The 26,691-nt window shown below is 41.0% G+C and carries 30 protein-coding genes and 1 pseudogene; 13 read left to right on the top strand and 18 right to left on the bottom strand.

Going from position 1 to position 26,691, the window contains the following annotated elements:
* The first annotated feature begins 79 nt into the window (after positions 1-79).
* Positions 80-298, top strand: coding sequence for a YneF family protein (locus tag BA1_RS08610; protein ID WP_003212379.1), 219 nt, complete (start codon positions 80-82; stop codon positions 296-298).
* Between the two features lie 263 nt (positions 299-561).
* Here BA1_RS08610 and BA1_RS08605 read toward each other — a convergent pair whose 3' ends face one another.
* Positions 562-735, bottom strand: a complete 174-nt coding sequence (locus BA1_RS08605) for an aspartyl-phosphate phosphatase Spo0E family protein (protein ID WP_369810454.1) — start codon at positions 733-735, stop codon at positions 562-564.
* A 208-nt stretch (positions 736-943) separates the two neighbouring features.
* Here BA1_RS08605 and BA1_RS08600 point away from each other — a divergent pair, with 208 nt between their 5' ends.
* Positions 944-1,651, top strand: a complete 708-nt coding sequence (locus BA1_RS08600; protein ID WP_008357844.1) for a cytochrome c biogenesis CcdA family protein — start codon at positions 944-946, stop codon at positions 1,649-1,651.
* 94 nt (positions 1,652-1,745) lie between these two features.
* The gene (locus tag BA1_RS08595) at positions 1,746-2,228 is read left to right on the top strand and encodes a CcdC family protein (RefSeq protein WP_008357842.1); all 483 of its coding nucleotides are present in this window, start codon (positions 1,746-1,748) and stop codon (positions 2,226-2,228) included.
* A gap of 336 nt (positions 2,229-2,564) precedes the next feature.
* Here the strand turns inward: BA1_RS08595 and BA1_RS08590 are convergent, their stop codons facing one another.
* The 4 genes from BA1_RS08590 to sspO form a co-directional block, all read right to left on the bottom strand.
* Positions 2,565-2,993, bottom strand: a complete 429-nt coding sequence (locus BA1_RS08590; protein WP_008357840.1) for a DUF2621 domain-containing protein — start codon at positions 2,991-2,993, stop codon at positions 2,565-2,567.
* A gap of 259 nt (positions 2,994-3,252) precedes the next feature.
* Entirely contained in the window at positions 3,253-3,642 is a 390-nt protein-coding gene (locus tag BA1_RS08585; protein ID WP_008357838.1) for an Hsp20/alpha crystallin family protein, read from the bottom strand.
* 102 nt (positions 3,643-3,744) lie between these two features.
* Positions 3,745-3,891 (bottom strand): small acid-soluble spore protein P, encoded by a 147-nt coding sequence (locus tag BA1_RS08580; protein WP_003211331.1) that lies wholly within the window; start codon positions 3,889-3,891, stop codon positions 3,745-3,747.
* Between the two features lie 17 nt (positions 3,892-3,908).
* Positions 3,909-4,055, bottom strand: coding sequence for a small acid-soluble spore protein O (sspO, locus tag BA1_RS08575; protein WP_008357836.1), 147 nt, complete (start codon positions 4,053-4,055; stop codon positions 3,909-3,911).
* Positions 4,056-4,275: 220 nt separating this feature from the next.
* Between sspO and acnA the strand changes: the two genes are divergently transcribed.
* The 7 genes from acnA (at position 4,276) to BA1_RS08545 (ending at position 9,066) form a co-directional block, all read left to right on the top strand.
* Positions 4,276-7,005 carry an aconitate hydratase AcnA gene (acnA, locus tag BA1_RS08570; RefSeq protein ID WP_008357834.1) on the top strand — a complete coding sequence of 910 codons (2,730 nt, stop codon included), beginning with the start codon at positions 4,276-4,278 and terminating at the stop codon, positions 7,003-7,005.
* Between the two features lie 65 nt (positions 7,006-7,070).
* Positions 7,071-7,574 (top strand): TlpA family protein disulfide reductase, encoded by a 504-nt coding sequence (locus BA1_RS08565; protein WP_008357832.1) that lies wholly within the window; start codon positions 7,071-7,073, stop codon positions 7,572-7,574.
* Between the two features lie 72 nt (positions 7,575-7,646).
* A complete protein-coding gene (locus BA1_RS18670; protein WP_003211002.1) occupies positions 7,647-7,772 on the top strand; it encodes an FbpB family small basic protein in 126 nt (41 codons plus the stop codon).
* Between the two features lie 51 nt (positions 7,773-7,823).
* A complete protein-coding gene (locus BA1_RS08560; protein WP_008357830.1) occupies positions 7,824-7,967 on the top strand; it encodes an acid-soluble spore protein N in 144 nt (47 codons plus the stop codon).
* Positions 7,968-7,982: 15 nt separating this feature from the next.
* Positions 7,983-8,225 (top strand): small acid-soluble spore protein Tlp, encoded by a 243-nt coding sequence (tlp, locus tag BA1_RS08555; RefSeq protein WP_008357829.1) that lies wholly within the window; start codon positions 7,983-7,985, stop codon positions 8,223-8,225.
* Positions 8,226-8,328: 103 nt separating this feature from the next.
* Positions 8,329-8,751 (top strand): acyl-CoA thioesterase, encoded by a 423-nt coding sequence (locus BA1_RS08550; protein WP_008357827.1) that lies wholly within the window; start codon positions 8,329-8,331, stop codon positions 8,749-8,751.
* A 3-nt stretch (positions 8,752-8,754) separates the two neighbouring features.
* Complete coding sequence (locus tag BA1_RS08545) at positions 8,755-9,066, top strand: hypothetical protein (RefSeq protein WP_008357825.1); 312 nt, start codon at positions 8,755-8,757, stop codon at positions 9,064-9,066.
* 39 nt (positions 9,067-9,105) lie between these two features.
* On the opposite strand, the gene BA1_RS08540 is transcribed toward BA1_RS08545, so the two are convergent.
* Together BA1_RS08540 and plsY are read right to left on the bottom strand one after the other, a co-directional pair.
* The gene (locus BA1_RS08540) at positions 9,106-9,381 is read right to left on the bottom strand and encodes a HesB/YadR/YfhF family protein (RefSeq protein ID WP_406566813.1); all 276 of its coding nucleotides are present in this window, start codon (positions 9,379-9,381) and stop codon (positions 9,106-9,108) included.
* A gap of 111 nt (positions 9,382-9,492) precedes the next feature.
* Positions 9,493-10,074: a glycerol-3-phosphate 1-O-acyltransferase PlsY gene (gene plsY, locus BA1_RS08535; protein WP_008357820.1), complete on the bottom strand. Its 582-nt coding sequence runs from the start codon at positions 10,072-10,074 to the stop codon at positions 9,493-9,495.
* Positions 10,075-10,228: 154 nt separating this feature from the next.
* Here plsY and BA1_RS08530 point away from each other — a divergent pair, with 154 nt between their 5' ends.
* The 3 genes from BA1_RS08530 (at position 10,229) to parC (ending at position 15,468) form a co-directional block, all read left to right on the top strand.
* Positions 10,229-10,642 (top strand): CoA-binding protein, encoded by a 414-nt coding sequence (locus BA1_RS08530; protein WP_008357819.1) that lies wholly within the window; start codon positions 10,229-10,231, stop codon positions 10,640-10,642.
* 414 nt (positions 10,643-11,056) lie between these two features.
* Positions 11,057-13,024 (top strand): DNA topoisomerase IV subunit B, encoded by a 1,968-nt coding sequence (gene parE, locus BA1_RS08525; protein ID WP_008357817.1) that lies wholly within the window; start codon positions 11,057-11,059, stop codon positions 13,022-13,024.
* Between the two features lie 2 nt (positions 13,025-13,026).
* Entirely contained in the window at positions 13,027-15,468 is a 2,442-nt protein-coding gene (parC, locus tag BA1_RS08520) for a DNA topoisomerase IV subunit A (RefSeq protein ID WP_008357815.1), read from the top strand.
* A gap of 53 nt (positions 15,469-15,521) precedes the next feature.
* On the opposite strand, the gene BA1_RS19645 is transcribed toward parC, so the two are convergent.
* The 11 genes and pseudogenes from BA1_RS19645 to BA1_RS08475 all read right to left on the bottom strand — a co-directional run bounded on the left by BA1_RS19645 (position 15,522) and on the right by BA1_RS08475 (position 26,461).
* Positions 15,522-15,647: a hypothetical protein gene (locus BA1_RS19645; RefSeq protein ID WP_008357813.1), complete on the bottom strand. Its 126-nt coding sequence runs from the start codon at positions 15,645-15,647 to the stop codon at positions 15,522-15,524.
* 42 nt (positions 15,648-15,689) lie between these two features.
* On the bottom strand, positions 15,690-16,025 hold the full coding sequence (locus tag BA1_RS08515) for a hypothetical protein (protein ID WP_008357812.1): 336 nt from the start codon (positions 16,023-16,025) through the stop codon (positions 15,690-15,692).
* A 195-nt stretch (positions 16,026-16,220) separates the two neighbouring features.
* A complete protein-coding gene (locus tag BA1_RS18665; protein ID WP_232532039.1) occupies positions 16,221-16,433 on the bottom strand; it encodes a hypothetical protein in 213 nt (70 codons plus the stop codon).
* A 591-nt stretch (positions 16,434-17,024) separates the two neighbouring features.
* A complete protein-coding gene (xynC, locus tag BA1_RS08510; protein WP_034738872.1) occupies positions 17,025-18,293 on the bottom strand; it encodes a glucuronoarabinoxylan endo-1,4-beta-xylanase XynC in 1,269 nt (422 codons plus the stop codon).
* A gap of 41 nt (positions 18,294-18,334) precedes the next feature.
* Positions 18,335-18,610: pseudogene (locus tag BA1_RS08505) on the bottom strand (carbohydrate-binding protein); the annotation flags it as partial.
* Positions 18,611-18,940: 330 nt separating this feature from the next.
* On the bottom strand, positions 18,941-20,401 hold the full coding sequence (locus tag BA1_RS08500; RefSeq protein WP_008357802.1) for a CoA-acylating methylmalonate-semialdehyde dehydrogenase: 1,461 nt from the start codon (positions 20,399-20,401) through the stop codon (positions 18,941-18,943).
* Between the two features lie 387 nt (positions 20,402-20,788).
* Positions 20,789-22,120 (bottom strand): alpha-glucosidase/alpha-galactosidase, encoded by a 1,332-nt coding sequence (gene melA, locus BA1_RS08495; RefSeq protein ID WP_008357800.1) that lies wholly within the window; start codon positions 22,118-22,120, stop codon positions 20,789-20,791.
* 31 nt (positions 22,121-22,151) lie between these two features.
* A complete protein-coding gene (locus tag BA1_RS08490) occupies positions 22,152-22,982 on the bottom strand; it encodes a carbohydrate ABC transporter permease (protein ID WP_008357798.1) in 831 nt (276 codons plus the stop codon).
* Positions 22,982-23,914: a carbohydrate ABC transporter permease gene (locus tag BA1_RS08485; protein ID WP_008357795.1), complete on the bottom strand. Its 933-nt coding sequence runs from the start codon at positions 23,912-23,914 to the stop codon at positions 22,982-22,984. The genes BA1_RS08490 and BA1_RS08485 overlap by 1 nt, the downstream gene beginning before the upstream one ends.
* Before the next feature lie 30 nt (positions 23,915-23,944).
* Positions 23,945-25,201: an ABC transporter substrate-binding protein gene (locus tag BA1_RS08480; RefSeq protein ID WP_008357794.1), complete on the bottom strand. Its 1,257-nt coding sequence runs from the start codon at positions 25,199-25,201 to the stop codon at positions 23,945-23,947.
* 219 nt (positions 25,202-25,420) lie between these two features.
* The gene (locus tag BA1_RS08475; RefSeq protein WP_008357791.1) at positions 25,421-26,461 is read right to left on the bottom strand and encodes a LacI family DNA-binding transcriptional regulator; all 1,041 of its coding nucleotides are present in this window, start codon (positions 26,459-26,461) and stop codon (positions 25,421-25,423) included.
* Positions 26,462-26,691: the final 230 nt, after the last annotated feature.

The following is a 26,691-nucleotide window of genomic DNA, read 5'->3' as shown; positions in this document are numbered from 1 at the left end:
TAAAATTGAACGTGAAATGTTGTATAATAGCCTTTTGTTTAGTACACTTTATACGAGACAACATGAAGGAGGAAGAATTATGGATTTATGGGTTGTCATCCTTGTAGGCGTTGTTGCACTGCTTGCAGGAGTTGCACTCGGATTCTTTATTGCTCGGAAGTATATGATGAGCTACTTGAAAAAGAATCCACCAATTAATGAACAAATGCTTCGAATGATGATGATGCAAATGGGCATGAAACCGTCCCAAAAGAAAATCAATCAAATGATGAAAGCCATGAACAACCAAGCGAAATAATACGTACGATATTATGATCATAGATGGAACATGGTCATAAAGAATGGACAAGCTATGTCTTTTCTTTATTGAAGCTACCTTCATCAGACAATTAAAACCACTGTACTTGCATGTATAAAGCAGGGAAGGTGGTTTTTATTTTGGCGTTAGGCATCATCTGTCAGTCAAAAAACAAAAAACCCCTGTAATCAGAGGTTTTCGTTTATTGTCACACATATCAACTTTTCTAAAACGTGCGGCATCTTTTATATCATGAGGTATGATTAGTTGGCTGAATTTGAATGTAAGTGTCGTTGATATTGTAAGAGGAGATGATCTAGCTGCTGGCTATGTTCGATCGTTACTGTCGATGTCATCCCATTATGCAGGACCACTTTCATCAGCTCTTCTCTTTTTTCTTCGATTTGAGTTAATAATGATGTTTTTACCAAAGTCATGTTCCTTTCATGCAAATCTTGATAAAAAGAATCGGTTCTATTATATCCATTTTAAGGTTTATTTTCAAATTTAAAGGGTTTGGTATCTTGATGTCAAATTAAAGTATATAAGGTTTTAAGAGAATAGACCATCTTTATTCAGATGATGTAAAAAAAATGAAATGATTTTGTCATCTCTTATTGTATATTGTAAGAAGGGGGTGTTCTTTTGTCAGATTTGAATTACTTTTTAGCTTTTGGAGCAGGGTTTCTTTCTTTTATCTCACCGTGCTGTCTGCCGCTTTATCCAGCCTTTTTATCATATATTACAGGCGTAAGTATAGATGAAGTGAAATCTGAGAAGGTGATGTTGAGAAGAAGAAGTCTGCTTCATACATTATTCTTTTTAATAGGGTTTTCTATCATTTTTATTGCCATTGGCTTTGGGACATCGTTTGTTGGGAAGTTTTTTTATGAATATCATGAAGCGATTCGTCAAGTTGGAGCCATCCTCATTATTTTCTTTGGTTTTATGATTCTTGGTGTATTTCAGCCTTCTTTCCTGATGGGAGAAAAGAGGATGCAGTTTAAACATCGCCCGGCTGGTTTTTTTGGATCGATTCTCATCGGAATGGGTTTTGCTGCTGGATGGACACCTTGTACCGGCCCAATTTTATCGGCTGTCATCACACTTGCCAGCAACAAACCGGAGTCCGCTGTGACCTATATGATTGCGTATGTGTTAGGTTTTGCTATCCCTTTTTTTGTTCTTTCCTTTTTCATCACAAAAATGGCTTGGATCAGAAAGCGTCAGCAGCTCATCATGAGAATTGGCGGGATTATTATGATCGTAGTAGGGGTCATGCTGTTCTTTGATCTTCTGACATGGATCATCATTATATTCTCATCCCTTTTTGGTGGATTTAAAGGATTTTGAAATCGTTTTCTACAGTCGCGGCGAATGGTTTTTTTTCGTCAATTGGAGTATATTATACATAGGCTGACCTTAAAGAATAAAGGAATGATTTGATATGATGATCATAATTTCTTCTATAGTTGCGGTATGTATGGCGGTAGCCGTCATGTTTATTCGCATTAAATCATCTGCAAAACCTGCAACCGCGAAAAAAATTATATTACCTCCTATATTCATGAGCACTGGCGCACTGATGTTTTTTGTGCCTATGTTTCGAGTAACTGGAGCTGAATTTTTAGAGGCGATTACAGTAGGGATGTTTTTTTCCATCTTTTTAATCAAAACATCGAAATTTGAAATTAGAGGCAATGAAATCTATTTGAAGCGTTCAAAAGCATTTGTGTTTATTCTCATTGGACTTCTTGTCCTTCGTATCGGTATGAAGACGATCTTAAGCTCTTCCATTGATTATGGCGCACTAAGCGGAATGTTTTGGATTCTAGCCTTTGGCATGATTGTACCTTGGCGGGTTGCTATGTATTTGTCGTTTAGAAAGCTGTCTAAACAATTAGATCCGCAGCAGGTCCAAATGAATTAAACCTCCTTTTTTAAAAGGAGGTTACAGATTGTTGACAAAGGGCTAAAATGATCTTTATTTTAGCCCTTTGTCTTCCTTTCAGCGTGAACTGAAAACCTTTGCAGTCTAGGAAGGACGAGTACCGGAGCGGAGCGAATTTGGCGTTAGCGAAAGGGCTAAAGTGATCTTTGGTCTATCCCTTTTTCTTCCTTTCAGCGTGCACTGAAAACCTTTGCAGTCTAGGAAGGACGAGTACCGGAGCGGAGCGAATTTGGCATTCGTGAGCACCGGCACGCAGGACTGACAAAGAATGCGAGGGTTTGTCTACACGCTGAAACCTCCTTTTTTAAAAGGAGGTTATTTTAATAAGGACTCGTAGGGCGAATGGTCGATCTTTTTTTCTTGAAGGCGCTTTAGTAGAAATTTATGATCTCGCTTTGGTGTAGCCATAATATAGCCGCGAATGATTAAATCTAGGTTAATGCTGGCAGCCTGTTCTTTAAGTGCCAGCTCGCCAATTTTACCGGCGATTTTTTCTTTGGCAACATCTCTAAAAAGCTCTGGAACAGGTAATACCAGCTCATTTAATAGCTGTTTGTCTTCATCTCGCCATAGGTGAAGGCTCTTTTGAATATATTCGTCCTGCCAATCAAGCTCTGATTTCCCATCTTCCTTCGGCAATCGTTTTAAAAATTTGCGAAACATAAAAAAGCCACCGATTGCTAGTAATCCGATCATGACCGTACCCCAAAATAAAATGAACCACAAAAACCAGCCGCTTAACATGTTCTCACTCCTTATACCCCTTATCTCTATCTTATTTTACATGAAGATATGATAGAAGAAAATAACAAAAATGTATGTATGCTTTTGCTATAAATGCCTCTTTTTATGAATAAGCGCCCATTTACTAGAATGACCCAAACCCTTTAATAGAAAAAGAATATATTATCGTATAGCGACTCTACTATTTGGCCATGGTGGTTCGCAAAAGGTATTGACTTGAAACGAACGGGAGAGAGCCCACCTGAATGCAGGCGGGCTCTTAATGATTGAAGTGCGGCATTTGAAAGGAAAATGCCCCGTGTTGACGGTGTGAATATTTTTTAATTTTGATTGATATGATTCGGTTTTCGTAATCGGTGTCAATGTCCTTGTCATTCAAATAAAAAGGGAGCATGACACTTTTTTCAATGGGCTGCTCTTGTTTATCAATCAAATAAACAAGTGTGAGCTCATATCCTGCGAAGGTCAGTTTTAAATCAGTGATCGACAGGGTGGAGAGATCGATCTCAATGATATAATCACGGCTTGTTTCGTAAAGATCTATTGGCAGCTGTTCATCATACCAGGCAAATGGATCATCCATTAATACACGAAGCCAATCATCTATTTCAATAAAATCAGAGGAATTCGACTGTTTTTCATTCTCCATATACACTCCTCCATCACATCTCATAATAAATCATATGATGAACTCTGAAATGTGTGAAAAACCTAAAACATCCCGTTTGGTCACGGGATGAGAGGAGAATGGTTACATATCATGATGTGAATTGTGCTTTTGTCTTGTATGGTTGCGGTTCTTAACTTTTTTACTCCCTGATAATGGCTCTGGCTGTCCGCCTTGATGCTCCTTAGGCGAGTTTTGACGGATGTCTTTCCCCGTGTTTTTATTCGTCATTATCCTTGCTCCTTTCTTTATTGGTTCTTTTTACGTTTTTTATTATTTTGTCTTTGTTCTTCTGTTAAAACGAGCTGATCATTTTCTATATAGCCTGCACCATTTCCTTGGCTTTTGGCTGCGTTCATGCCGTTTATTACATGATTGGCTTTTCGTTTTGTCATGTTTTATCACCTCATTTGTAGTATGAGCCGGCGTCACTCGGTTTATGAAGAGTAATCATTTCCTGACGATAAGATAAACTTATTGAATTTAATAAAAGCATTGTTATTTACTTATGTATGAATTTGTTTTAAGATGAAATTGTGAGAAAATTGTGGTGAAATACGACGATTTTTCTGAGAATTGAAATTGATCTTGATCATCAAAAGGGGGATTTTGGACATGTCGAAACAGCAGCAAGTCGCTAAACAAGACGCTTTTCAATCTAGAAAAACGTTTTCGACAAATGGGAAAACATATCACTATTATTCGTTAGAAGCACTAGAGAAACAAGGAATTGGAAACGTTTCTAAATTACCTTATTCCATTAAGGTACTGTTAGAATCAGTGCTTCGTCAAGTAGACGGTAGAGTGATCAAAAAGGAACACGTTGAGAACTTGGCAAAATGGGGAACTGCCGAGGTGAAAGAAATTGATGTTCCATTTAAACCATCTCGTGTTATTTTACAAGACTTCACGGGTGTGCCAGCAGTCGTTGACCTTGCTTCTTTAAGAAAAGCAATGGCAGATGTGGGCGGAGATCCGGATAAAATCAATCCTGAAATTCCAGTCGACCTTGTCATTGACCACTCTGTACAAGTCGATAAAGCTGGAACTGAAGACGCATTAAACATTAACATGGATCTAGAATTTGAACGTAACGCAGAGCGTTATAACTTCCTTAGCTGGGCAAAGAAAGCGTTTAACAACTATCAAGCTGTTCCGCCTGCCACAGGGATTGTTCACCAAGTGAACTTAGAGTATCTTGCAAGTGTTGTTCATGCAATTGAAGAAGATGGCGAGATCCTCACTTATCCAGATACACTAGTTGGTACTGACTCCCATACAACAATGATTAACGGTATTGGTGTACTTGGATGGGGCGTTGGCGGTATCGAAGCGGAAGCTGGTATGCTTGGTCAGCCTTCATACTTCCCTGTGCCAGAAGTCATTGGAGCAAAATTAGTTGGAGAGCTTCCAAACGGAACAACTGCAACTGACCTTGCCTTAAAAGTCACTCAAGTACTACGTGAAAAAGGCGTTGTGAACAAATTCGTTGAGTTCTTCGGACCAGGTGTTGCACAGCTGCCATTAGCTGATCGTGCAACCATTGCGAACATGGCGCCTGAATACGGTGCTACATGCGGATTTTTCCCAGTAGATGCGGAAGCTCTTGCATATCTTCGCTTAACTGGCCGTGATGAAGAGCAAATTAACATCGTTGAAGCATATTCTCGCGCAAATGGTCTATTTTATACGCCAGATGCTGAGGAACCAATTTTTACTGATATTGTGGAAATTGATCTTTCTAAAATTGAGTCAAACTTATCTGGTCCAAAACGTCCACAAGATTTGATTCCACTTTCTGAAATGAAAGAGACATTCCATAAGCATATTGAAAGCCCAGCAGGAAACCAAGGATTTGGTTTAGATAAATCTGAGCTGGATAAACAAATCGAATTTGAGCTGGAGAACGGTGAAAAAGCTGTCATGAAGACAGGTGCGATTGCGATTGCAGCGATTACGAGCTGTACGAATACATCTAACCCATACGTTTTGATCGGGGCAGGTCTTGTCGCGAAGAAAGCAAGTGAACTTGGGATGAAGGTGCCAAACTACGTGAAAACGTCATTAGCGCCAGGTTCGAAGGTTGTAACAGGATACCTTGTGAACTCAGGACTCCTTCCATACCTAAAAGATCTTGGATTTAACATTGTCGGGTATGGCTGTACAACATGTATCGGAAACTCAGGACCGCTTGCAAAAGAAATCGAAGAAGCTGTCTCTGAAAATGATCTGCTGATCACATCTGTTTTATCAGGTAACCGTAACTTTGAAGGTCGTATCCATCCGCTTGTAAAAGGGAACTACCTTGCATCTCCACCATTAGTTGTGGCATATGCACTTGCTGGAACAGTTGATATTGACTTAACAAAAGACCCTATCGGTGTTGATAAAAATGGTGAAAATGTGTATTTCGATGACATTTGGCCATCAATGGACGAAATCAACAGTGTCGTCAAAAGCACTGTCACACCTGAGCTATTCCGTTCAGAGTATGAAACTGTTTTTGACAGCAATGACCGCTGGAATGAAATTAAAACGACGGATGATGCATTGTATAAATGGGATGAAGATTCAACATACATTGCCAACCCGCCATTCTTTGAAAACTTATCAGTTGAACCTGGTAAAGTTGAACCGCTTAAAGGGCTGCGCGTCGTTGCGAAGTTCGGTGATTCTGTCACAACGGACCATATTTCTCCTGCTGGAGCAATTGGTAAGGACACACCTGCAGGTAAATACTTGCAAGAAAGAGGCGTTTCGCCTAGAGACTTTAACTCATATGGATCACGCCGCGGGAACCACCATGTGATGATGAGAGGTACTTTTGCAAACATCCGTATTAAAAACCAAATCGCACCAGGAACAGAAGGCGGATATACAACATACTGGCCAACTGGTGAAGTGACATCGATTTATGATGCATGTATGCGTTATAAGGAAGATGGAACGGGTCTTGCGATCTTAGCAGGTAAAGACTACGGGATGGGTTCTTCACGTGACTGGGCTGCAAAAGGAACAAACCTACTTGGCATTAAATTTGTTCTAGCTGAAAGCTTTGAGCGCATTCACAGAAGTAACCTTGTTTTCATGGGCGTACTTCCTTTGCAGTTTAAAGACGGAGAAAGTGCAGAGACTTATGGACTCACAGGAACAGAAACATTTGAAGTGGATGTTGACGAATCAGTTCGTCCTCGTGATCTTGTTACGGTCAGAGCCATTGATGCAGATGGCAACGAGAAGACATTTGAAGTGGTTGTTCGCTTTGACAGTGAAGTCGAAATTGACTACTATCGTCATGGTGGTATCCTTCAAATGGTACTCCGCGAAAAATTGGCAAACAACTAATCATACGAAGAAGAGAAGGCGTCTGAAAGCTTTCTCTTCTTTTTTAAAATAGTGGAGGATCAATCATGTGGAAAAAAGGAATGGCAAGCGCTGTTTTACTTGTGTTGATTGGTTTACTTGCATGGAATTTATTCGGACCAAAAGAGCCTGCCATCGGCCTTGAAAAAGGAGATCAAGCCCCAGATTTTGAGCTCAAAACCCTTGATGGCAAAACGGCATCGTTATCTGATTATCGAGGGAAAAAGGTTCTCGTTAATTTTTGGGCGACCTGGTGCAAACCGTGCCGAACGGAAATGCCCGATCTAGATGCGATCAGAAGCGAGAATGAGCAAGTCGAAGTACTTGCGGTCAATTTGACCACCACTGAAAAGAGTGTAGAGCACGTCGCATCATTTATTGATGAACTAAAGGTCAGTTTCCCTGTTTTATTGGACCAAAAAGGCATTCAAGCGAGATATCAGGTGCTTTCATATCCAACGACATACATATTAGATGAAGAAGGACGAATCATGTCTGTGAAGCATCAAATGCTTACAAAAAAAGAAATCGAAAAAGAGCTGGATCTATAATGATTCAGCTCTTTTTGCTTATTTTCTAAATGTTTTGGCGAAAATGGTATAAACACAGTGGAGGTGACAGGAATGAGAAGAAGAAAACGCCGTACATTTGAAGAGCTCGTCCTTGAAAATAAAAAAGAATTATTAAGCAATGAGGAATTTTTAAACCAGCTTGAAGAAAAGTTGGAAGAGCGATTTAGACAGAAATAAGTTATGAATTATTCGTTTTCGTTCATCCTAAAGAAGAGGGAGGGATGAAAGATGGGTAGAGAGCATGATAAACAAGCGCAGTTTACACCAGACCATTTAGGTACAAAACCTGTAGCGTACAAACGGAATAAAGGCAAAAAGATGCATAATAAATCAAATGAACAGCCTGATGTGATACAGACAAAAGGCGAATAATAGGAGGTTAGCACGATGAATGGCAAGTCATATCAATCCAATCCAGATGATCGTTCTGATAATGTTGAAAAGCTGCAAGATATGATCGAGAACACACTTGAAAATATCGATGAATCAGAAGCAGCGATGGGCCTTTCAACAGAGAACGAAAAACAAATGATCAAGCAGAAAAATGAAAATCGCCGAATCAGTATTGACGCAATGCGTTCTGAGATAAAGGACGAAGAAGCGGCAAGACAGAGCGGCTATACTGAATAAACCAGGGATTCCTGGTTTATTTTATTGCCTCTTTTTAGAAGAACCTTTTGGAATGTGGTAAAATGACAGAGACCTTAGGTTTTGATAGGAGAGCGATGAAAACGTGTATGTATCGAAAAAAGAAATAGAAGTCCGTTATGCAGAAACAGATCAAATGGGCATTGTCTATCATGCCAATTATTTGATTTGGATGGAAGTTGGCAGAACTGCGTTAATGAAAGAACTAGGCTTTTCCTATGCCCAGCTAGAAGCAGACGGAGTCCTTGCACCTGTTGTAGATCTTCAGGTTCAATATAAAAAACCATTGCTTTATGGTGAAACCGCTACAGTTCATACATGGATTGAAGCGTATAACGGAGTGAAAACAGTGTATGGCTATGACATTCAAAAGCCTGATGGACAAACAGCTATCACAGGGACAACCTCACATATTTGTGTAGACAAAGACACCTTTAGACCGATTCAATTTAGAAAAGCCTTTCCTGCATGGCACAAAGTATATGAACAGTCAAAGAAGCAGGTTTGATCCATGGCATTTGGTATTAAAAGAAAAGATCTAAATGCATGGAAATCAGCTGTTAGGCATGGAAAAGTCGCCTTTTTGACACACTATTGGCTGGATGACCGTTTTCCACATGCAAATACTGTCACAAAGGCAGCCTGTCAGGATATGGAGCAATTAATCGCTTGGGGAGAAGGGCATGGGTTAAAAAAAGAATGGATTCATGTTCGTAAAGGTTTTCCTCACTTTGATCTGATCGGTGATTCGCAAAAGCGAATTTTGCAGAAGGAGCGGTCTTTAGGAAACATTCATGAGTATGGACTATATATCGATGGATAAAACAAAAAAGATACCCGAGGGATGAGGTATCTTTTTTGTTTATTCATAATGAAACTCTGGTTCTTTTACGGACTCGTTATAATCAATATGCAGATCATGGTTGTCAAAATACCAAATATCACTTTCTTCAATAAAGAAAGTAATGCCTTCAATTTCAGCGGTTGCGCCGGCATTTTGAGGTTCATCTTTTGCGACGCCGAGAGAAAAGCCTTTTTGTACATTACTGCACCCGCCATATCTCACAAAAAAGCGAACATGATCACCTTTTTCTAAATCTAATTCTTCCTTGTACCAATTGAGTGCATCATCTTTCATCGTTAATTTCAATGTGATCGCCCCTTTTTGAAGTTATGCTGTTTTTAAAAAATGCAGGATGCAAAAACAGCTTTTCTGTACTTTTACCACATATTTAAACGTAATAAACGGCTAGAGCCATTTGATTTTCGGTTCAGTTTTGTTGAGAATCCGTTTGAGGTTGGCAATGTGTCTGTAGATCACAAAGCTAGAAAGAACGGCAACAACAATGATTAAGAATAGGTCTTGGGTGAATATGCTGTAAATGAATGTATAGATCCCTGTCAGCATGGATGATAAAGACACATATTTACTAATGTATAAAAATAAGAAAAAAGCAGCGATCATCGTGATAAATAAGAACGGGGCATAAAATAACAGCACACCGCCTGATGTAGCGACAGCTTTTCCCCCTTTAAATTTTGCAAAGGCAGGAAAGCTGTGACCAATAACAGCAGCAACTCCTGCTAGTAAGGGATGAATGTCCAGTTGCATGAAAAATGGTAAAGCCGAAGCAAGCGTCCCCTTTAAAATATCAGCAGTAATAACAATAGACCCTGCTTTAACACCAAGTGTACGAAATGCATTCGTCGCACCTAGGTTCCCGCTGCCATGCTCACGGATATCGATTCCCTTTGCAGCTTTCCCGACAATGAGACCTGATGGAATACTGCCGAGAAGATAAGCCAAAATAAACATCAAAGCAATTAACATCTGCATAACTCCTTTATATTCTCCCTCTTGTCTTACATTTTAACATGATCTCATGAAAAACATGGCGATCTTTTTTTGAAAAAATAGAAGGCGGATGAATTCAACTTTGTTTTTAGAAAGAAATTCGATAAAATAGAAGAAAAGGAGTGTCTGGATGAATCATCCTACTAAACAAGAAATTGGACGTATTTTAAAAAACAGTAAACGAATTGCTGTTGTTGGTTTGTCAGATCAGCCGCACAGAACGTCCTATATGGTCTCAAAAGCCATGCAGGATGCCGGGTATGACATGATTCCCGTTAATCCAACGATTGATGAAGCACTTGGGGTCAAAGCGGTTGCCTCTTTAAAAGACATAAAAGAACCTGTTGATATCGTCAATGTCTTTAGACGTTCAGAGTTTTTGCCTGAGGTGGCAAAAGAATTTCTTGAAATGGACGCACCTGTTTTTTGGGCGCAGCAAGGCGTATATCATGAAGAAACGAAAAGGCTGATTGAGGAAAATGGCAAGGTCGCTATCATGGATTTATGTATCAAAGTGGCTCATGCGATGACAAAAACTCATTAAATCGTCAAAAATCCTTGTTTTTCAAGGATTTTTGCTTTTTTGTTGGAGAAATATATTTGCGATTCTAGAAGAAAGCGATAAAATAAGGCGACAGGGACATATCGGTGACCTTGCATATCGAGAAAAAGAGCGATAAGATAAAAATAGAACATTTGTTCTTTTTGCTGAAATCATCATATGATTGTATTTGGCTTATGAAACAGTCTTGTTTATAATGGACTTCTAGTTCTGATTGCAGAATGTAGAAGATGCTCATAGCCTTGCAACAGAGCATGTATAGCTGAATTAAACATGCATGGTGATGATGCAGCTTATTAAAGTGGACAGTAATGAGCAGCATGATCATCATTAAAATCTAGAGAGATCATTTGATGATTAGCCGGTTATGTTTGTTAGTGAAAGGGGATTAAGCATTTGGTTAAAAAGCAGCAAGTAGATTATAACGATGATTCTATTCAGGTGCTAGAGGGACTTGAAGCGGTCCGTAAACGTCCAGGGATGTATATTGGGTCTACGGATTCACGCGGTCTTCATCACCTTGTCTATGAGATTGTAGACAACTCTGTCGATGAAGTACTCGCTGGCTATGGAGATCATATCATTGTCAAAATACATAAAGATAACAGCATTTCCGTTCAGGATAAAGGGCGAGGAATGCCTACTGGTATGCATAAGCTTGGAAAACCGACACCTGAGATCATTTTAACGGTCCTGCACGCAGGCGGAAAATTTGGTCAAGGCGGATATAAAACAAGTGGTGGACTTCACGGGGTTGGGGCGTCTGTTGTAAACGCGCTTTCAGAGTGGCTCACCGTGACGATTGAACGCGATGGCTTTATTTATCACCAGCGCTTTGAACATGGCGGAAAGCCAGTCACATCACTTGAAAAAATCGGGAAAACGAAAAAGACTGGAACACTGATTCACTTTAAGCCAGATCCAACAATGTTCAGTGCCACTACCTATAATTTTGATACTTTATCAGAGCGTTTAAGAGAATCAGCCTTTTTATTAAAAGGGTTAAAAATAGAGCTGATCGATGAGCGGCATGATGTAAAGGAAACTTTTTATTATGAGACAGGTATCGAAGCATTTGTTGCATATCTAAATGAGGAAAAGGATGTACTTAGTGAAGTTGTCTCGTTTGAAGGTGAACATCAATCCATTGAAGTAGATTTTGCCTTTCAATTTAACGACGGCTATTCAGAGAATATCCTTTCCTTTGTCAATAACGTCAGAACCAAAGATGGCGGTACGCATGAGTCTGGTGCAAAAACAGCCATGACGAGAGCTTTTAATGAATATGCACGCAAAGTGACCCTTTTAAAAGAAAAAGACAAAAACTTAGAAGGCACTGATATTCGTGAAGGCCTGTCAGCTGTTATTTCTGTCAGAATTCCTGAAGAGCTGCTTCAATTTGAAGGACAAACAAAAGGAAAGCTTGGAACGAGTGAGGCTAGGTCTGCTGTTGATGCCGTTATTTCTGAAAAACTGGCATATTTCCTTGAAGAAAACCGGGAAACGGCGACACTTCTTGTGAAAAAGGCCATTAAAGCGCAGCAGGCAAGAGAAGCTGCTAGAAAAGCAAGAGAAGAAGCGAGGAGCGGCAAGAAACGAAAGAAATCTGAAGCGACGCTGAGCGGAAAATTAACACCTGCTCAATCTAGAAACCCGGCAAGAAATGAACTGTATCTAGTAGAGGGTGACTCAGCGGGTGGATCAGCCAAGCAAGGACGAGACCGAAAATTCCAAGCAGTGCTCCCGCTTCGAGGAAAAGTCATCAATACAGAAAAAGCAAAGCTTGCTGATATTTTTAAAAACGAAGAAATCAACACCATAATCCATGCAATTGGTGGAGGAGTCGGTGTCGATTTTAATGTAGAAGACATCAATTATGACAAAATTGTCATCATGACAGATGCTGATACCGATGGCGCGCATATTCAAGTGCTGCTTCTTACGTTTTTCTATCGCTATATGAAGCCACTGATTGAGCATGGAAAAGTGTTTATTGCCCTTCCGCCTTTATATAAAGTCAGCAAAGGTTCAGGCAAGAAAGAAGTCATTGAATATGCTTGGTCCGATGAAGAAATGGATGACGTACTAAAGAAAGTTGGAAAAGGGTATACGATTCAGCGCTATAAAGGTTTAGGTGAAATGAATGCCGACCAGCTATGGGAAACGACAATGAATCCAGAGTCGAGAACACTTGTCAGAGTAAAAATCGATGACGCTGCAAGAGTGGAACGCCGCGTTACGACACTGATGGGTGACAAAGTAGAACCACGCCGTAAATGGATTGAAAAGAATGTCGCCTTTGGACTTGATGAGGAAAGCAACATTCTTGAAAATGAAAACTTGTCGCTAGCTGAGGAGGTTTAAACATGCCACAACAAGAACGATTTCATGATTTACCGTTAGAAGAAGTGATTGGAGACCGGTTTGGCCGCTATAGTAAATATATTATCCAAGATCGTGCCCTTCCAGATGCACGTGATGGTTTAAAGCCTGTACAACGAAGAATTTTATATGCGATGTATGCGGAAGGGAACACACAGGATAAAAACTTCCGTAAAGCTGCCAAAACAGTCGGTAACGTCATTGGTAACTACCATCCGCACGGTGATTCTTCTGTTTATGAAGCCATGGTGAGAATGAGCCAGGTATGGAAAGTACGAAATGTGCTAATTGAGATGCATGGAAATAACGGGAGTATCGACGGAGATCCGCCTGCTGCCATGCGTTATACAGAAGCAAGGCTTTCTGCGATTGCTTCAGAGCTTTTAAAGGACTTAGATAAGGAAACAGTCGAATTTGTTGCAAACTTTGATGACACAAGCAAAGAGCCGGTTGTATTACCAGCGATGTTCCCAAACCTTCTAGTGAATGGATCAACTGGGATTTCAGCTGGTTATGCGACTGATATTCCGCCGCATCACCTTGGAGAAGTGATTGATGGCGTTATTAAACGAATCGAACAGCCGCATTGTACGGTTGAGGATTTAATGACGGTCATCAAAGGGCCAGATTTCCCAACAGGCGGTATTATTCAAGGTGTGGACGGCATTAAGAAGGCATATGAAACAGGAAAAGGAAAGATTATGATTCGCGGGAAAGCGGAGATTGAAACCATCCGCGGTGGACGTCAGCAAATCGTGATCACAGAAATTCCTTATGAAGTCAATAAGGCCAACCTTGTGAAAAAGATGGATGAGTTCCGAATTGAAAGAAAAGTAGAGGGGATTTCAGAGGTTCGGGATGAGACGGACCGTACCGGCCTTCGTATTGTTGTAGAGCTGAAAAAAGAAGCAGATGCAAATGGTGTCTTGAATTTCTTATATAAAAATTCTGATCTGCAAATCCCATATAACTTTAATATGGTAGCGATACATAATCGCAGACCAACCTTAATGACGCTCACAACCATACTTGATGCTTATATTGCCCATCAAAAAGAAGTGGTGACGAACCGATCGGCATATGAGCTTCGAAAGGCGAAGGAACGTCATCATATTGTAGATGGTTTAATTAAAGCACTTTCCATCTTAGATGAAGTCATTGCAACCATCCGCTCGTCTAATGATAAGCGTGATGCGAAAAACAACTTGATGGAAAAATATGATTTTACAGAAGCACAATCAGAAGCGATTGTGTCTCTCCAGTTATATCGTTTAACAAATACAGATATCACCCAACTAAGAGACGAGGCAAGAGAGCTTGACGTGCGAATTGCAGAGCTTGAAGACATTTTAGCGAATGAGAAGAAGCTCTTTAAAGTCATTACGAACAACTTGAAGAAGTTGAAGAAGACGTATGCTGATGAAAGACGATCTGTGATTGAAGAAAAAATCGAAGAAATTAAGATTAACCTTGAAGTGATGATCGCTTCAGAGGACGTATACGTCACGGTCACAAAGGATGGATACATCAAACGGACAAGCCAGCGCTCCTATGCGGCATCGAACGGTAAGGACTTCGGTATGAAGGATACTGACCGACTGATTCATCAGTTTGAAATGAATACAACAGATGTTCTTCTGCTCTTTACGAATAAAGGAAGCTACATGTATTGTCCAGTTCATCAGCTGCCAGATATACGCTGGAAAGACATGGGGCAGCATATCACGAATATTATTTCGATTGATCGCGATGAATCCATTCAAAAAGCGATCCCAATTAAAGAATTTGATGAATCGTCGTATCTCGTGTTCTTTACAAAAGGCGGTATGGTGAAGAAAACAGAGCTTCTCCAATATAAAGCGCAGCGTTATTCTAAACCGCTCGTCGCCTTAAATTTAAAAGGTGATGATGAACTTGTAGATGTTCATGTCACAACTGGTGAGCAAGAACTGTTTATTGCGACGAAAAATGGCTATGGATTATGGTTTGATGAAGAAGAAGTGAGTGTGGTCGGCCCGAGAGCGGCTGGTGTGAAAGGCATCAATTTGAAGGATGGGGACGAGGTCGTCTCTGGACAAATGATTGATCCGAAAAACAATGTGCTTGTTCTCACGACTCAAAGAGGTGCTGTGAAGCGAATGAACCTCTCTGAATTCGATAAGACATCAAGAGCGAAACGCGGAGTGCTCATGCTCAGAGAATTAAAGAAAAGCCCGCACCGAATTGTTGCTGTCATCGCTGCGTCACTGCACGATACACTTGAAATTGATACGGAAAAGGGGACAGTGGTCCGGCTTGATATCTCTACACTAAGAGCAAATGATCGTTATAGCAATGGATCATTTATTTTAGATGAGGAGGAGCAGGGACAAGTGACCCGAGTTCTTCTATCACCTGCTGCACCTGCTCAAGATGACAATAAATAAGCAAAACGAACCCCCCCTGCAAAAAGCAGGGGGGGTTTAAAATATCAGACCTTTTAGCTCTCGTGATTGCCAAACATGCTTGTGATGGCGTGCACTACTTCAATTCCTTGGTAAACGAAAAGAGAAAGTGAAGTGACAGAGAATAGACCTAGAATGAATAATCTTAAGAAAAATAACATCGTGTAAAACCTCCCAATTTTTGTTTGATTTAAGTGGTTGGGTTAAACACGAGCTAATCGGAAATAAGAAGATTGATAGAACACTGCAAGTAAATGCTTCTTTTTCCGGTCAAATCGATCAGTATGAGTGATGCGAGCATATCCAGCTGTCATACTGCCAATGATCAGCAGTGCTGTAAATGCGGCAAATACTGCGCTCACATGTTTTTGTTTCTTTTCATCGCCAGTTGTCTGAACGATTTTCATTTCATGTGATTCTTGATCGGCAACCACCTTTGCATGATGGTATACCTGAACGGAATGAGGCATTGAGAACAAATGAAAACTGGCAAGTGCTATGAATAAGACTGCTAATTTTAACAGCATATTTTTTTTCATTTTTCTCACCCCTTCCTGTTTATTTTCATGATCTTACCACGTTTTCAGTTATTTGAAAAGTCTTATTTTTTTGCTTTCCCTCTTTAAAAAAGCAGTAAACGTCAAGGCATCTATAAGACTGTTTCACTTTGTGAAAGGTTTCAATTTTATTTTTTAAATGTAAAAAAAAGAACCAAGATCAAAGATCTGGTCCTTTTAATGAGAAGTGAATAGAGCTGGTTTTGCTACAGCTTTTGTAAAGATTCCGGCTATACAAATAGCGAGAAGAACAAAGAGAAAAGCATGAAGCAGTCCGACTTCATTGGCGAGCAGTCCTAAAACAGGTGGACCGGATAGGGAGGCTGTGTAACCAGATAAGGTCACGATGCTAACGCGTTTGACAGCTGAGCCATCACAGAGAAAGGCCATTTTAAAGGAACTGTTAGGCGCTTGCGGAGATGATGTGGTTTTTGAAGGAAAGACTGCAATGTGATTACGAATACAATATCGAGGTTGGCGAGCATTTTTTTGTAAATGTTGATGCTGTGAAATCCTGCGAAAATTTTAAAACATCTAGAGGAATTAAAATCTGATGAATAAACGTTGTATTTTTCTTCTTATATCTCAATAAGATAAGTATACTTAATTTTGAGACAAAAGAAAATTGCTCACTTGTCAACTTCCTAGAATATATATTATGTAAACTAGAAAATTAATGCCGATTAATTCATTTTTCCAGTAGACTAGCTAGCCTACCAAGCCATTGTCCTCATAACCCACGTTAAACCTTCTTTCTAGTACCCCAGTTATTATTATATCTTCTGACTCCATGCTGTTTAATAAGACTCCAAGCTTTATGACAGGCTTCTACAGTCTTAGCCTTTTTTCTAGAGACAATTGCGGCGTGTTCAAATTTTATTAGCTACTAACCTTATCGCAATTTTATCTGTTTCCCATATAGAAAAAAGCCAACTTTCTTTTCTGGGGTAAGAAAATTGGCTTTTAGCGATGATGAGGTTTTTAGCGTGTGATCACAAATGTTGTCACACTTTGAGCCGGTAGATGTGCCCAAAATTGATTGCCTGAAATCGTGATATCTGTTCCTGGCTGAAGGTTGCTACTGGCGCTCGTCACCCATCTAGACGCCTGAGAAACAGATCCATTTTGCACGACGAAGTGTTGATTGACCCCTGCATTGTTTTTATTAATCGCCACAATGACGACCTGATTGTTTCCTTTATAGGCTGAGACGAAAACATTTGATTCAGGGCTTTTCGTTGCATCAATTCTGACGTACCCTGGACGCACAAACTTGGAGAAATGCGCCATGTTGTATCCACGCTTGCTAATCATTCCATCTTCTTTCATAGGACCGTATGATCTCCGGATGTACCACCACACATACGCCTGGAAATCTCCTTCTACCATCGAATGGTGAATATGCTCGGAAACGCCTAATGCTTCTGGCCAGCGGTCCGCAGAATTGCTGTTACTATTCGGGTAGTATACTTCAGTCATCCACAGCTCTTTCCCTGCTCCTTTTTGTTTGAAAAGAGGATACGGAAGCTGGCTGATTTGAGTTCCATATAGATGTGCACCAAGAATGTCCATGTTTCTAAGCGCCTGCGGATCGTTTAAAATGGGATCGGATATATTTTTAAGGTACTGAAATGATTCTGGCGCAATGACGCGGGCATTGATGGAACCGGCGTTTTCTCTCATGAAACGCAGGATTTCCTGCGGTGTCCACCATGTCCAATCGTGAGCATAGTCGGGCTCATTTTGTACAGAAATGCCATAAAGATTGACCCCGTTATTTTTCATGTAAGTGACAAAATCATTCAGATGCTGAGCGTATGCTGCGTATTGATCGTATTTAAGCCGTTTGGCAGGTGATCCGTTCCGGATGAAGGTCTCTACCATACTGCTTGGAGGATTCCAAGGTGAAGCAATCACCAAAGCGCCATGCTCGATCGCTCTTTTGGCGGTGGCGACTTCTCTGCTCCAATTGTTTCTGTTTTCGTCTACATAAATTCTAAGAATAGAAAACCCTAACTGATTTTGACCATTGCCAAATGCGGTTTCCCTTTGCGGCGCTGTCAAATCACCAATCCAAGCAGGGTGATTCATTCCGCCAAAGCCGCGAATTAGTTGTCTTTCCGCATTGATATTGATATTTGCGTCACTGGCTGCTGAAACCTCAGCTACTCCAGGTCCTATGAACATGACAGACAGCATGGTGAAGCAGACCAATAATGCAAGCATTGGTTTTTTTACACGTGACCTCAAATTTCTCACTTCTTTATCAAACATTTAGACCTCTCCCTTCGCTACCTTTGAGTAAACTGCCAAGAATCAAACTGAAATAGGTTTCCAGCACCTGTTCCAGTAAAGACAAAAAATACGTTGTGCACGCCAGTTGCTTCGTTTACTTCCGTTTCTATTTCTCTCCAGTTTTGCGTTCCGCCTGTGGAAGGAACATTTAGCGTTCCGGCTAGCCTGCCGTTTGCACTGCCAAGACGTATTTCTATTTTCCCGCCTACTGCGGATGCGACATTGGCTTTAAAGGTTCTAGCCCCATTTAATCCAAAGTCTACATTCCCTACTTGTTTGGCAATGGGGGTGTTTGCCGCACTCACATCATAGACCGGTAAACAACTCAGTACTAAAGCAAAAGTCAATAAACAAACGCTGCACTTCATCCTCGTCCTCATCGTGTCATTTCCTCCTGTGTGCCCCTTCCTGATTTTGGGTTTTAGGCCCAATTTCAAATTATGTTGATGCTTCGTGATGAAGACTGAATACAAAGAATGATTTCTAGCGCACTTCATTTAAAAAATCATGATGAGAACCCTTACTTTTTGACTAGAAGACAACAAAAAATGCAGCTGTCCATGATGGAGCTGCATTTTTCCTCGTTATTCAATAAATGTAGATTATATATATCGTGCGGTCACCATTTTCTTTCTTGTGTAAAACTCTACTCCGTCTGTACCATTGGCGTGCAGGTCCCCGTAGAAAGAGTCTTTCCAGCCGGAAAATGGGAAGAATGCCATTGGAGCAGGAACTCCGATGTTAATGCCTAGCATGCCCGCTTCAATGTTTTCACGAAATTCTCTTATGCTTGATGCGCTGTCTGTATATAGACAAGCACCGTTAGCAAATTTGGATTGATTGGACAGCTCAATCGCTTCTGCTAGTGATGAGACACGTACAATGGATAAAACTGGGGCGAAAATCTCGTCCTGCCAAATTTTCATTTGATTGGTGACATGATCAAAGATGGTTGGTCCAACAAAATACCCTTTCCCCTTTGTTTCAATGTCTTTTCGGCCATCACGAATGAGGCTGGCGCCTTCTTCAATGCCTGACTGGATATATTGGAGCGTCCGTTCTTTATGCTCCTTTCGAATGACTGGTCCGAGAAAGACATCTTCATGTATTCCGTTTCCTATGACAAGCTGGTTGGATTCATCCACTAATTGTTGAATCAATTCGTCAGCCACTTCTTCCTCCACTGCGACAACGGCTGCTGCCATGCAGCGCTCACCTGCTGATCCAAAAGCAGCGCCAATGATTTGTTTTGTTGCCGCTTCTAAATCAGCGTCTTTCAAGACAATGGAGTGATTTTTTGCGCCGGCAAGTGCTTGGACACGCTTGCCATGCTCTGTTCCTTTTTTATAGACATATTCTGCGACTGGCTGAGAGCCGACAAATGAAATGGCTTTGACCTTTTGATGTTCAAGCAGACCGTTTACGACATCGTGAGCTCCATTGACAATGTTGAGCACACCTTTTGGAAGTCCCGCTTCTTCAAATAGTTCTGCTAACCGTGCTGCGAGAATGGGCGTGCGCTCTGACGGTTTTAAGACAAATGTATTTCCGCAGGCAATGGCAAGCGGGAACATCCAGCATGGGACCATCATCGGAAAGTTAAAAGGGGTAATGCCGCCGATCACGCCAATTGGATAGCGGTACATACCAGACTCTAAACCAGTCGCGATATCTGGCAGTTGTTTTCCCATCATTAAGGTTGGTGCACCAGCGGCAAATTCCACACATTCAATCCCGCGCTGCACTTCTCCTTTTGCTTCTGTTACACTTTTTCCGTTTTCCAGGGTGACGAGTTCAGCTAATTCATCCCATTTCTCAACGAGTAACTGTTGGTATTTAAATAAAATACGTGCACGTCTAGGAACAGCTGTTTTAGACCAAGTGGTGAACGCCTCTTGTGCTGCTTGTACCGCACGTTCTACATCTGTTTTCGTTGAAAGCGGTACTTCTGCAATGACTTCGCCAGTAGCTGGATTATAAACAGCTTCCGTTTGGTTCGTTTCGGCCTCCACCCATTGTCCGCCAATATAATTTTTCAACGTTTGTCCCTCTGTTTTGGTCATGTTCCCTCTCTCCTCTTTGTTTAGATTGTCATGCAATCGTGTGCTTGTTTATCGTCATTGTCTCATCTAACGGGCATTCATCTGTATACACGCTTTGTCAAATCAAACCATTGTGATGCTTTACGTTCTGATAAAACATGATAAAGGTCAATCGTTGTCAGCTCTTGTTTTTCGCAGAACCGCCCCCTTTTAGGTCGTTTTGTCTCTGTGTTATATGGCATTACGGTGCAACTAATTTTTGATATATTATTGGTTAACTGTTGGTTAACTTTAGAAAAATCATAATATTAAAAACGTTTTCAGTCAATGATCTTTTTGTTTGTTTTTCTTGCCGTTCACATAAAAAACCTGATGCTGGGTGCATCAGGTAAAGGCTGTTTATGTCCGTTATTTGGAAGCGGCGGCATATTGATTCGGTTCTGTATACTTTGGCAGCATCTCTCCATGTGCTTCAATTAATTCGTCACATAGTTTGATGGTGTCATCAATGGATAATTCAGCACTTGTATGCGGGTCTAGTAAAGCTGCTTGATAAATATGCTCTTTTTTGCCAGTGATCGCAGCTTCGATTGTCATGAGCTGTGAGCTGATATTGGTCCGGTTGAGTCCAGCCAATTGTTCAGGTATCTCTCCAACATAACACGGCATGATGCCGCTTCGGTCGGCAACACACGGCACTTCCACGCAGGCTTTCTCAGGCAGATTGCGAATGAGTCCTCCTGTGTTCAGTACATTTCCGCCAAATTTAAATGGAACGTTTGTTTCGATCGCTTCAATGATACGTGAGCCATATTCTTTAGAGCGTGTATGGGTGATTTGTGTGTTCCCCACAAGATCATGCTTCATTGTATTCCAATTGTTGATTTGTTCCTCACAGCGTCTCGGGTATTCATCAAGCGGAATGTTCAACTGTTCAATCAGTTCTGGATAGCGTGATTTAATGAAATAAGGGTGGTATTCGGCATTATGCTCTGAGGATTCTGTGACATAATAGCCGAATTTATCCATTAGCTCAAAACGAACCATATCCTCATGCCGCGTTTTTTGCTTTTCTTTTGCTCTTCTTTTGATTTCTGGATATAAGTCTTGACCGTCCCGTTTCACTTCTAATAACCATGCCATGTGGTTAATGCCGGCGATTTTTTCTTCAATGCCTTCATGGTCCATGTGAAGAGATTCAAACAAATCCTTCGTACACACCTGCACACTATGGCAAAGACCAACCGTTTGAACCTGTGTATAGCGCAGCATAGCGCCTGTCAGTGTGGCCATTGGATTCGTGTAATTTAATAATAAGGCATTTGGACAAACCTCTTCCATATCCTTTGCAAAGTCTAGCATCACAGGAATGGTTCGAAGTGAACGGAAGATACCGCCAATGCCAACCGTATCAGCAATCGTTTGTCTTAATCCATATTTTTTTGGAATCTCAAAATCAATGACAGTGCTTGGCTGATAGCCTCCCACCTGGATCGCATTGATGACATATTTTGCATTTTTTAAAGCTTCTTTCCGGTTGTGATACGACTGAATGGTCACATGTGCACCGTAGTTCTCTTTTAAGTGCCGCAGCATCGTTTCTGATTCTTTCAGCCGGTTGTGGTCGATATCATATAACGCAAATTCAAAGCCGGCAAGTGCGGGAACGAACAGACAATCTCCTAATATATTTTTAGCAAACACGGTACTCCCTGCACCGATAAATGTAATTTTAGACATAGATGACACTCCTTTTTACATCAAGGTTGGTTTACCCTTTGATAGAGCCTTGGGACAGCCCTGCGATAAAGTATTTTTGTAAAAGTAAAAACATCGTGACCATTGGCAGCATCGCAATGAGCGCAGCTGCGCCAACGAGCTGAAGCTGATTCTGGTTTTGACCGAAAAAATTAGATAAGGCGACTGTGAGTGTATGCATCTCTTTATCTTGTAGAAAGAAGATGGCAAATTGATAGTCGTTCCAAATATACACACAGGCAATGATTAAAACAGAAGCGGTAATCGGCTTTAGCAGCGGAAAAACAACGGTAAAAAAGACTCTGAGTGTCCCCGCGCCATCAATACGCGCCGCTTCTTCCAGCTCTTTTGGAATGGTCGACCGGATAAAACCGGCATATAGAAAAATCGTTAAAGGCAAAAAAGCAGCGACATTGTTTAAAATAGCGATTTGATAGGTATTCATCATCCCAATTTGTACAACCATTTTATATAACGGGACAAGGGCTGTGAGCGGTGGAATGACCATAATGGCAATGAATAAAAGATAAACCGCTTGATTCAGCTTTGTCACCCTTCTTGCGAGCGGATACGCTGCAAGTGATCCAAGAATGATGAGTAACACAGCAGAACTGAACGTAATGATCACTGTATTCAAAAAGGACTGACCAAGCTGAGCTTCTGTCCATGCCATGCGAAAATTTTCAAAATGGAGCGTTGATGGGAACAGCCACTTTGAGCTGAAATCTCCTATGCCTTTTAGTGATGTCGTCACTAAGATATAAAATGGAATAAGGTGAAGCAGTGTAATCAAAAGGGCGAGTAAGGAGTACCACCTTTTCTTCCGTTTATAGGCGTTATCCATCACACCTCGGTCTCCTTTCGTTTGAAATAAATGAGCGCTGCAACACTAATGACAAGGATGATGACTGCCATGAAGACACCTTGCGTCGCTGCATAGCCTGCATCCTGCCGTTTGAAATACAGATCATACATAAAGCTCGACATCGATTGAGAGGAATCTCCAGGGCCGCCGCCAGTGAGGGCGACAATGACATCAAACAGCTTAAGTCCACCGATCACATTCAGGACCACATTGATGGTGATGGATGGCATTAAAAGCGGTAATGTGATGCGCCTGAATTGCTGGAGGCCTGATGCGCCGTCTAGTTGTGCCGCTTCATAATAATCCTTTGGAATGCTTTGGAGTCCTGCTAAATAAATGATCATGGCAATCCCGACGAATTGATACGTATTCACAAATACAATGATCCAAGTATTCAATTGCGGATTGCCCAGTGCGTTTATTGGCTCAAATCCAAACAGTGTGACAATGTCGTTTAATGCACCGCCTTGGTATGAAAAGACAAAGTACCAGATATAGCCCATCGCAATCGGGCTGATCATGACGGGTAAATAGATGACGGTCCTTGTGATGGCTCTCATTTTTAAACTTTGATTTAATAAGAGCGCATATCCGAGTCCAATGACATTTTGTAAAATGGTGCTCCCGATCCCGTAAAGAAGCGTGTTTTTGACAACGAGCCATGTGGTTGGATCTTGAAGCAGCCGTTTGTATTGATCAAGGCCAATCCACTCATAATGTTGTGAGAAACCGTTCCAATTTGTAAAAGAGAGCTGAATCCCATTTAAGAAGGGATAAATGATAAAGGTACTGACAACGAGAACAGCTGGCATGTACATCCACCAAAGTGATGAATTCTGGCTTGTTTTCATCTTCTGTTTTGGAAAAGAGGTGAATGTCGCCGCCTGTTTTTCTTTTGTGATGTCACTCATTGGCCTCACTCCTGTTTCAGCATGAGCCTGCTATTGTTTTTTCAGGCGCTTATATTCCTCTTCCATTTTCTTCGATAGTTGTTCTGGTGTGATGGAGCCTGCTAATAATTCTTGCCCGGTTGTTGCCATGACTGCCCACATTCCGCTTGGTAAGTATTTCCGGTCAAAATAGGGCTCAATCTTGATATGCTTGTACTGCTCATAAAATGTAGAGTAATAGTTTTCGGCTTTCACTTTCTTTAAGGCTGTTTCAGACGAGGTTCCTTCTGCGATTTTCTTCGCGTTTTCCGGCTTTGCTAAAAAGTCGATGAATTCTTTTGCTTCTTTTAAATGTTTTGAGTCTTTCCAAGCAGCGACAGTAAATCGTTCTCCGCCAATCCAGCTTTGCTTGTCTCCTTTATGAATAGCTGGTACGGGCATGGTGCCTACTTTGATCGATTGATTAAGTTCTGTCGCCTCAGGTCCTAAAGATCCTCCTACAAAGGTGAAAGCAATTTTGTTTTGCGCCATCAGCTCAGGCGCTTGAGACAGTTTTGCGGTGAGAACATCTTTATTTAAAAGGTCTTGATCTTTCAGCTCCTTCATGAACTGTGCGAGCGGCGTATAATGAGACCAATCAAAAGATCCATTCTCAAGGTCTTTTCCGTATTGATGTTTTTCATCGGTGATTAATAAAGGAGTGGCTAGCTCATCAAAGACTTGGGCGATATTTGAATTATCTCCTCCTGGTATCCAGAGCGGCACAACTTCTCCTTTGCTTTTCTCTTTAACCGTTTGTAAAGCACTTCTCAGTTCATCCAGTGTTTTAGGGACTTCAATGCCGTATTTCTTTAATAGATTGGCATTAAAACTGAGCCCGTCCTTTGCTTGATTCAGCGGATAGGCATAGACTTTGCCATCTTCGTCCTTTAAGATCTGATCAAGTGAAGGATCAAGTTGTTTCACCCAGTCCATATCCTTTAAATCTGCCACATATTCGCTATATCGCAGTTTGGCCCATCCATGTGTATCAAAAAGGTCAGGCATATCGTTTGCCCCCATTTTGACGCGTATCATATCTTCATAGCTGTTGCCAGGGAAATTGGCATCGATTCGGATGTTTGTATGTTCTTTTTCAAAATCACGAATCACTTCTTCAAACGCCTTTCTTTCCCCGCTGTTACTCATCGTGGAAAATAGAGTCAAGGTGACCTTTCCGTTTGTTTCAGACGCGCCGTTATTGCCGCAAGCAGACAAAATAATGCTCAAAACAAAGGCTGTACACAGCATCATGATTTTTTTATTCATGGCTTCCTCCTTTTGATCACTGAAAATTCAGACGATTGTTAGTAGAATTCATGCAGTTGCGGAAACAAAAGAAGTCCATTATACTGGAATTCTATTCTTTTCAAAGAGATGAGAAAGCATATCGGTAAGCTGCTTTGTTTTCAGCATGATCTGGCCATCATGCTTAGCAGATTCCTTTTTGCTTTTTTGTCTCTTTTTTTATTTTACTGAAATTTTGGTTCACCTCCTTTCATGGATTGGGCATGCGCTGTCTCTTTCAATCAGTTTGGTGGGCACGACGACTTTTAGAGGGATTTTTCTTCCGTGTATCCGCTCAAGTAGAAGCTTTAGACCCACTTCCCCCATTTCTTCTGTATACACTTTGACCGTTGTGAGCGGCGGGCTTGAAAATGAAGCGGCTTCAATGTCATTAAACCCAACAATTGAGACATCTAGAGGTACACGGAGACCGGCTTCATGTAAAGCGCGCATAGCACCAATTGCCATCGAGTCACTTCCAATAAAAAAGGCTTCTGGAAGATTTCCTTTCTGGATGGCTTGCTGCATAAGCGTATAGCCTTCTTGCATGGAATATTCACCAATGTGGATGTCATTCATATGAAGACTTCCCGCCTCTTGCATTCTTTTGATAAAAGTGGTTTGTCTCTCGTCCTCAATGACCGCATTTCCTTCGAAATAATGCTCTCGCTCTTTCCCGCCGATATAGCCTAGATGTGTATATCCAAGATCTTGAAGGTGGCGAATCGCACGATCTGCCGCTCTGACAAAGTCCACATATACACAATCATACAAATCTTCATCTGCATAGTGATTGATAAAGACAATGTGTTCCATGCGATTTGTCATTTTTTCAACTGTATCAGGGCTGATTCGTCCAATGACAATCAAACCGTCTATATCCTTTAGCATCTCCCCTTTGTCCATGCTCCTCAGACGAAATGTATGAAGCGTGGACAGGCCTCGTTTGGCATATTCTTTTTCAATTCCTTTTCGAATGGATGAAAAAAAAGGATCATTTAATTCTTCGTCAATGGATTGTGCGACAACGACACCGATGACCGGGGATTCAGTTGGGCTTTTTCCTTCTGCTGGATCGGCTTTTCTTGCTCTTACTGGGGTATAGTTTAATTTCTTGGCTATGTCGAGGATGTTTTGTCTTGTTGCGTGTGAAACGGCAAGCGTTTGGTCGCCATTTAACACACGGGATACAGTAGAAACAGACACTTTTGCATCATGAGCAATATCTTTGAGTGTGGTCATAGGTAAACTCCTCATGGCTTATTTGACTAAATGTTTACTAAAGATATTTGAAGAATAACACATAAATAAAGCGCTTTCAATTAAAAATTTGCGTTTTTTTGTAAAGTTTTTGAGTATGTTTTGATGAGAGTGCAGTATGTTTAGTAAAATTGCGTAAAAAAGAGGATGATTTCATCCTCAGGCTGTCGAGAAAATCTCGACAGCTTTAATTTTTTCCTTAAAGTTTCCAT

Origin of the sequence: Bacillus xiamenensis, from assembly GCF_000300535.1 — a bacterium.
Taxonomy (GTDB): Bacteria; Bacillota; Bacilli; order Bacillales; family Bacillaceae; genus Bacillus; species Bacillus xiamenensis.
This window is presented reverse-complemented; position numbering and strand designations above follow the sequence as displayed.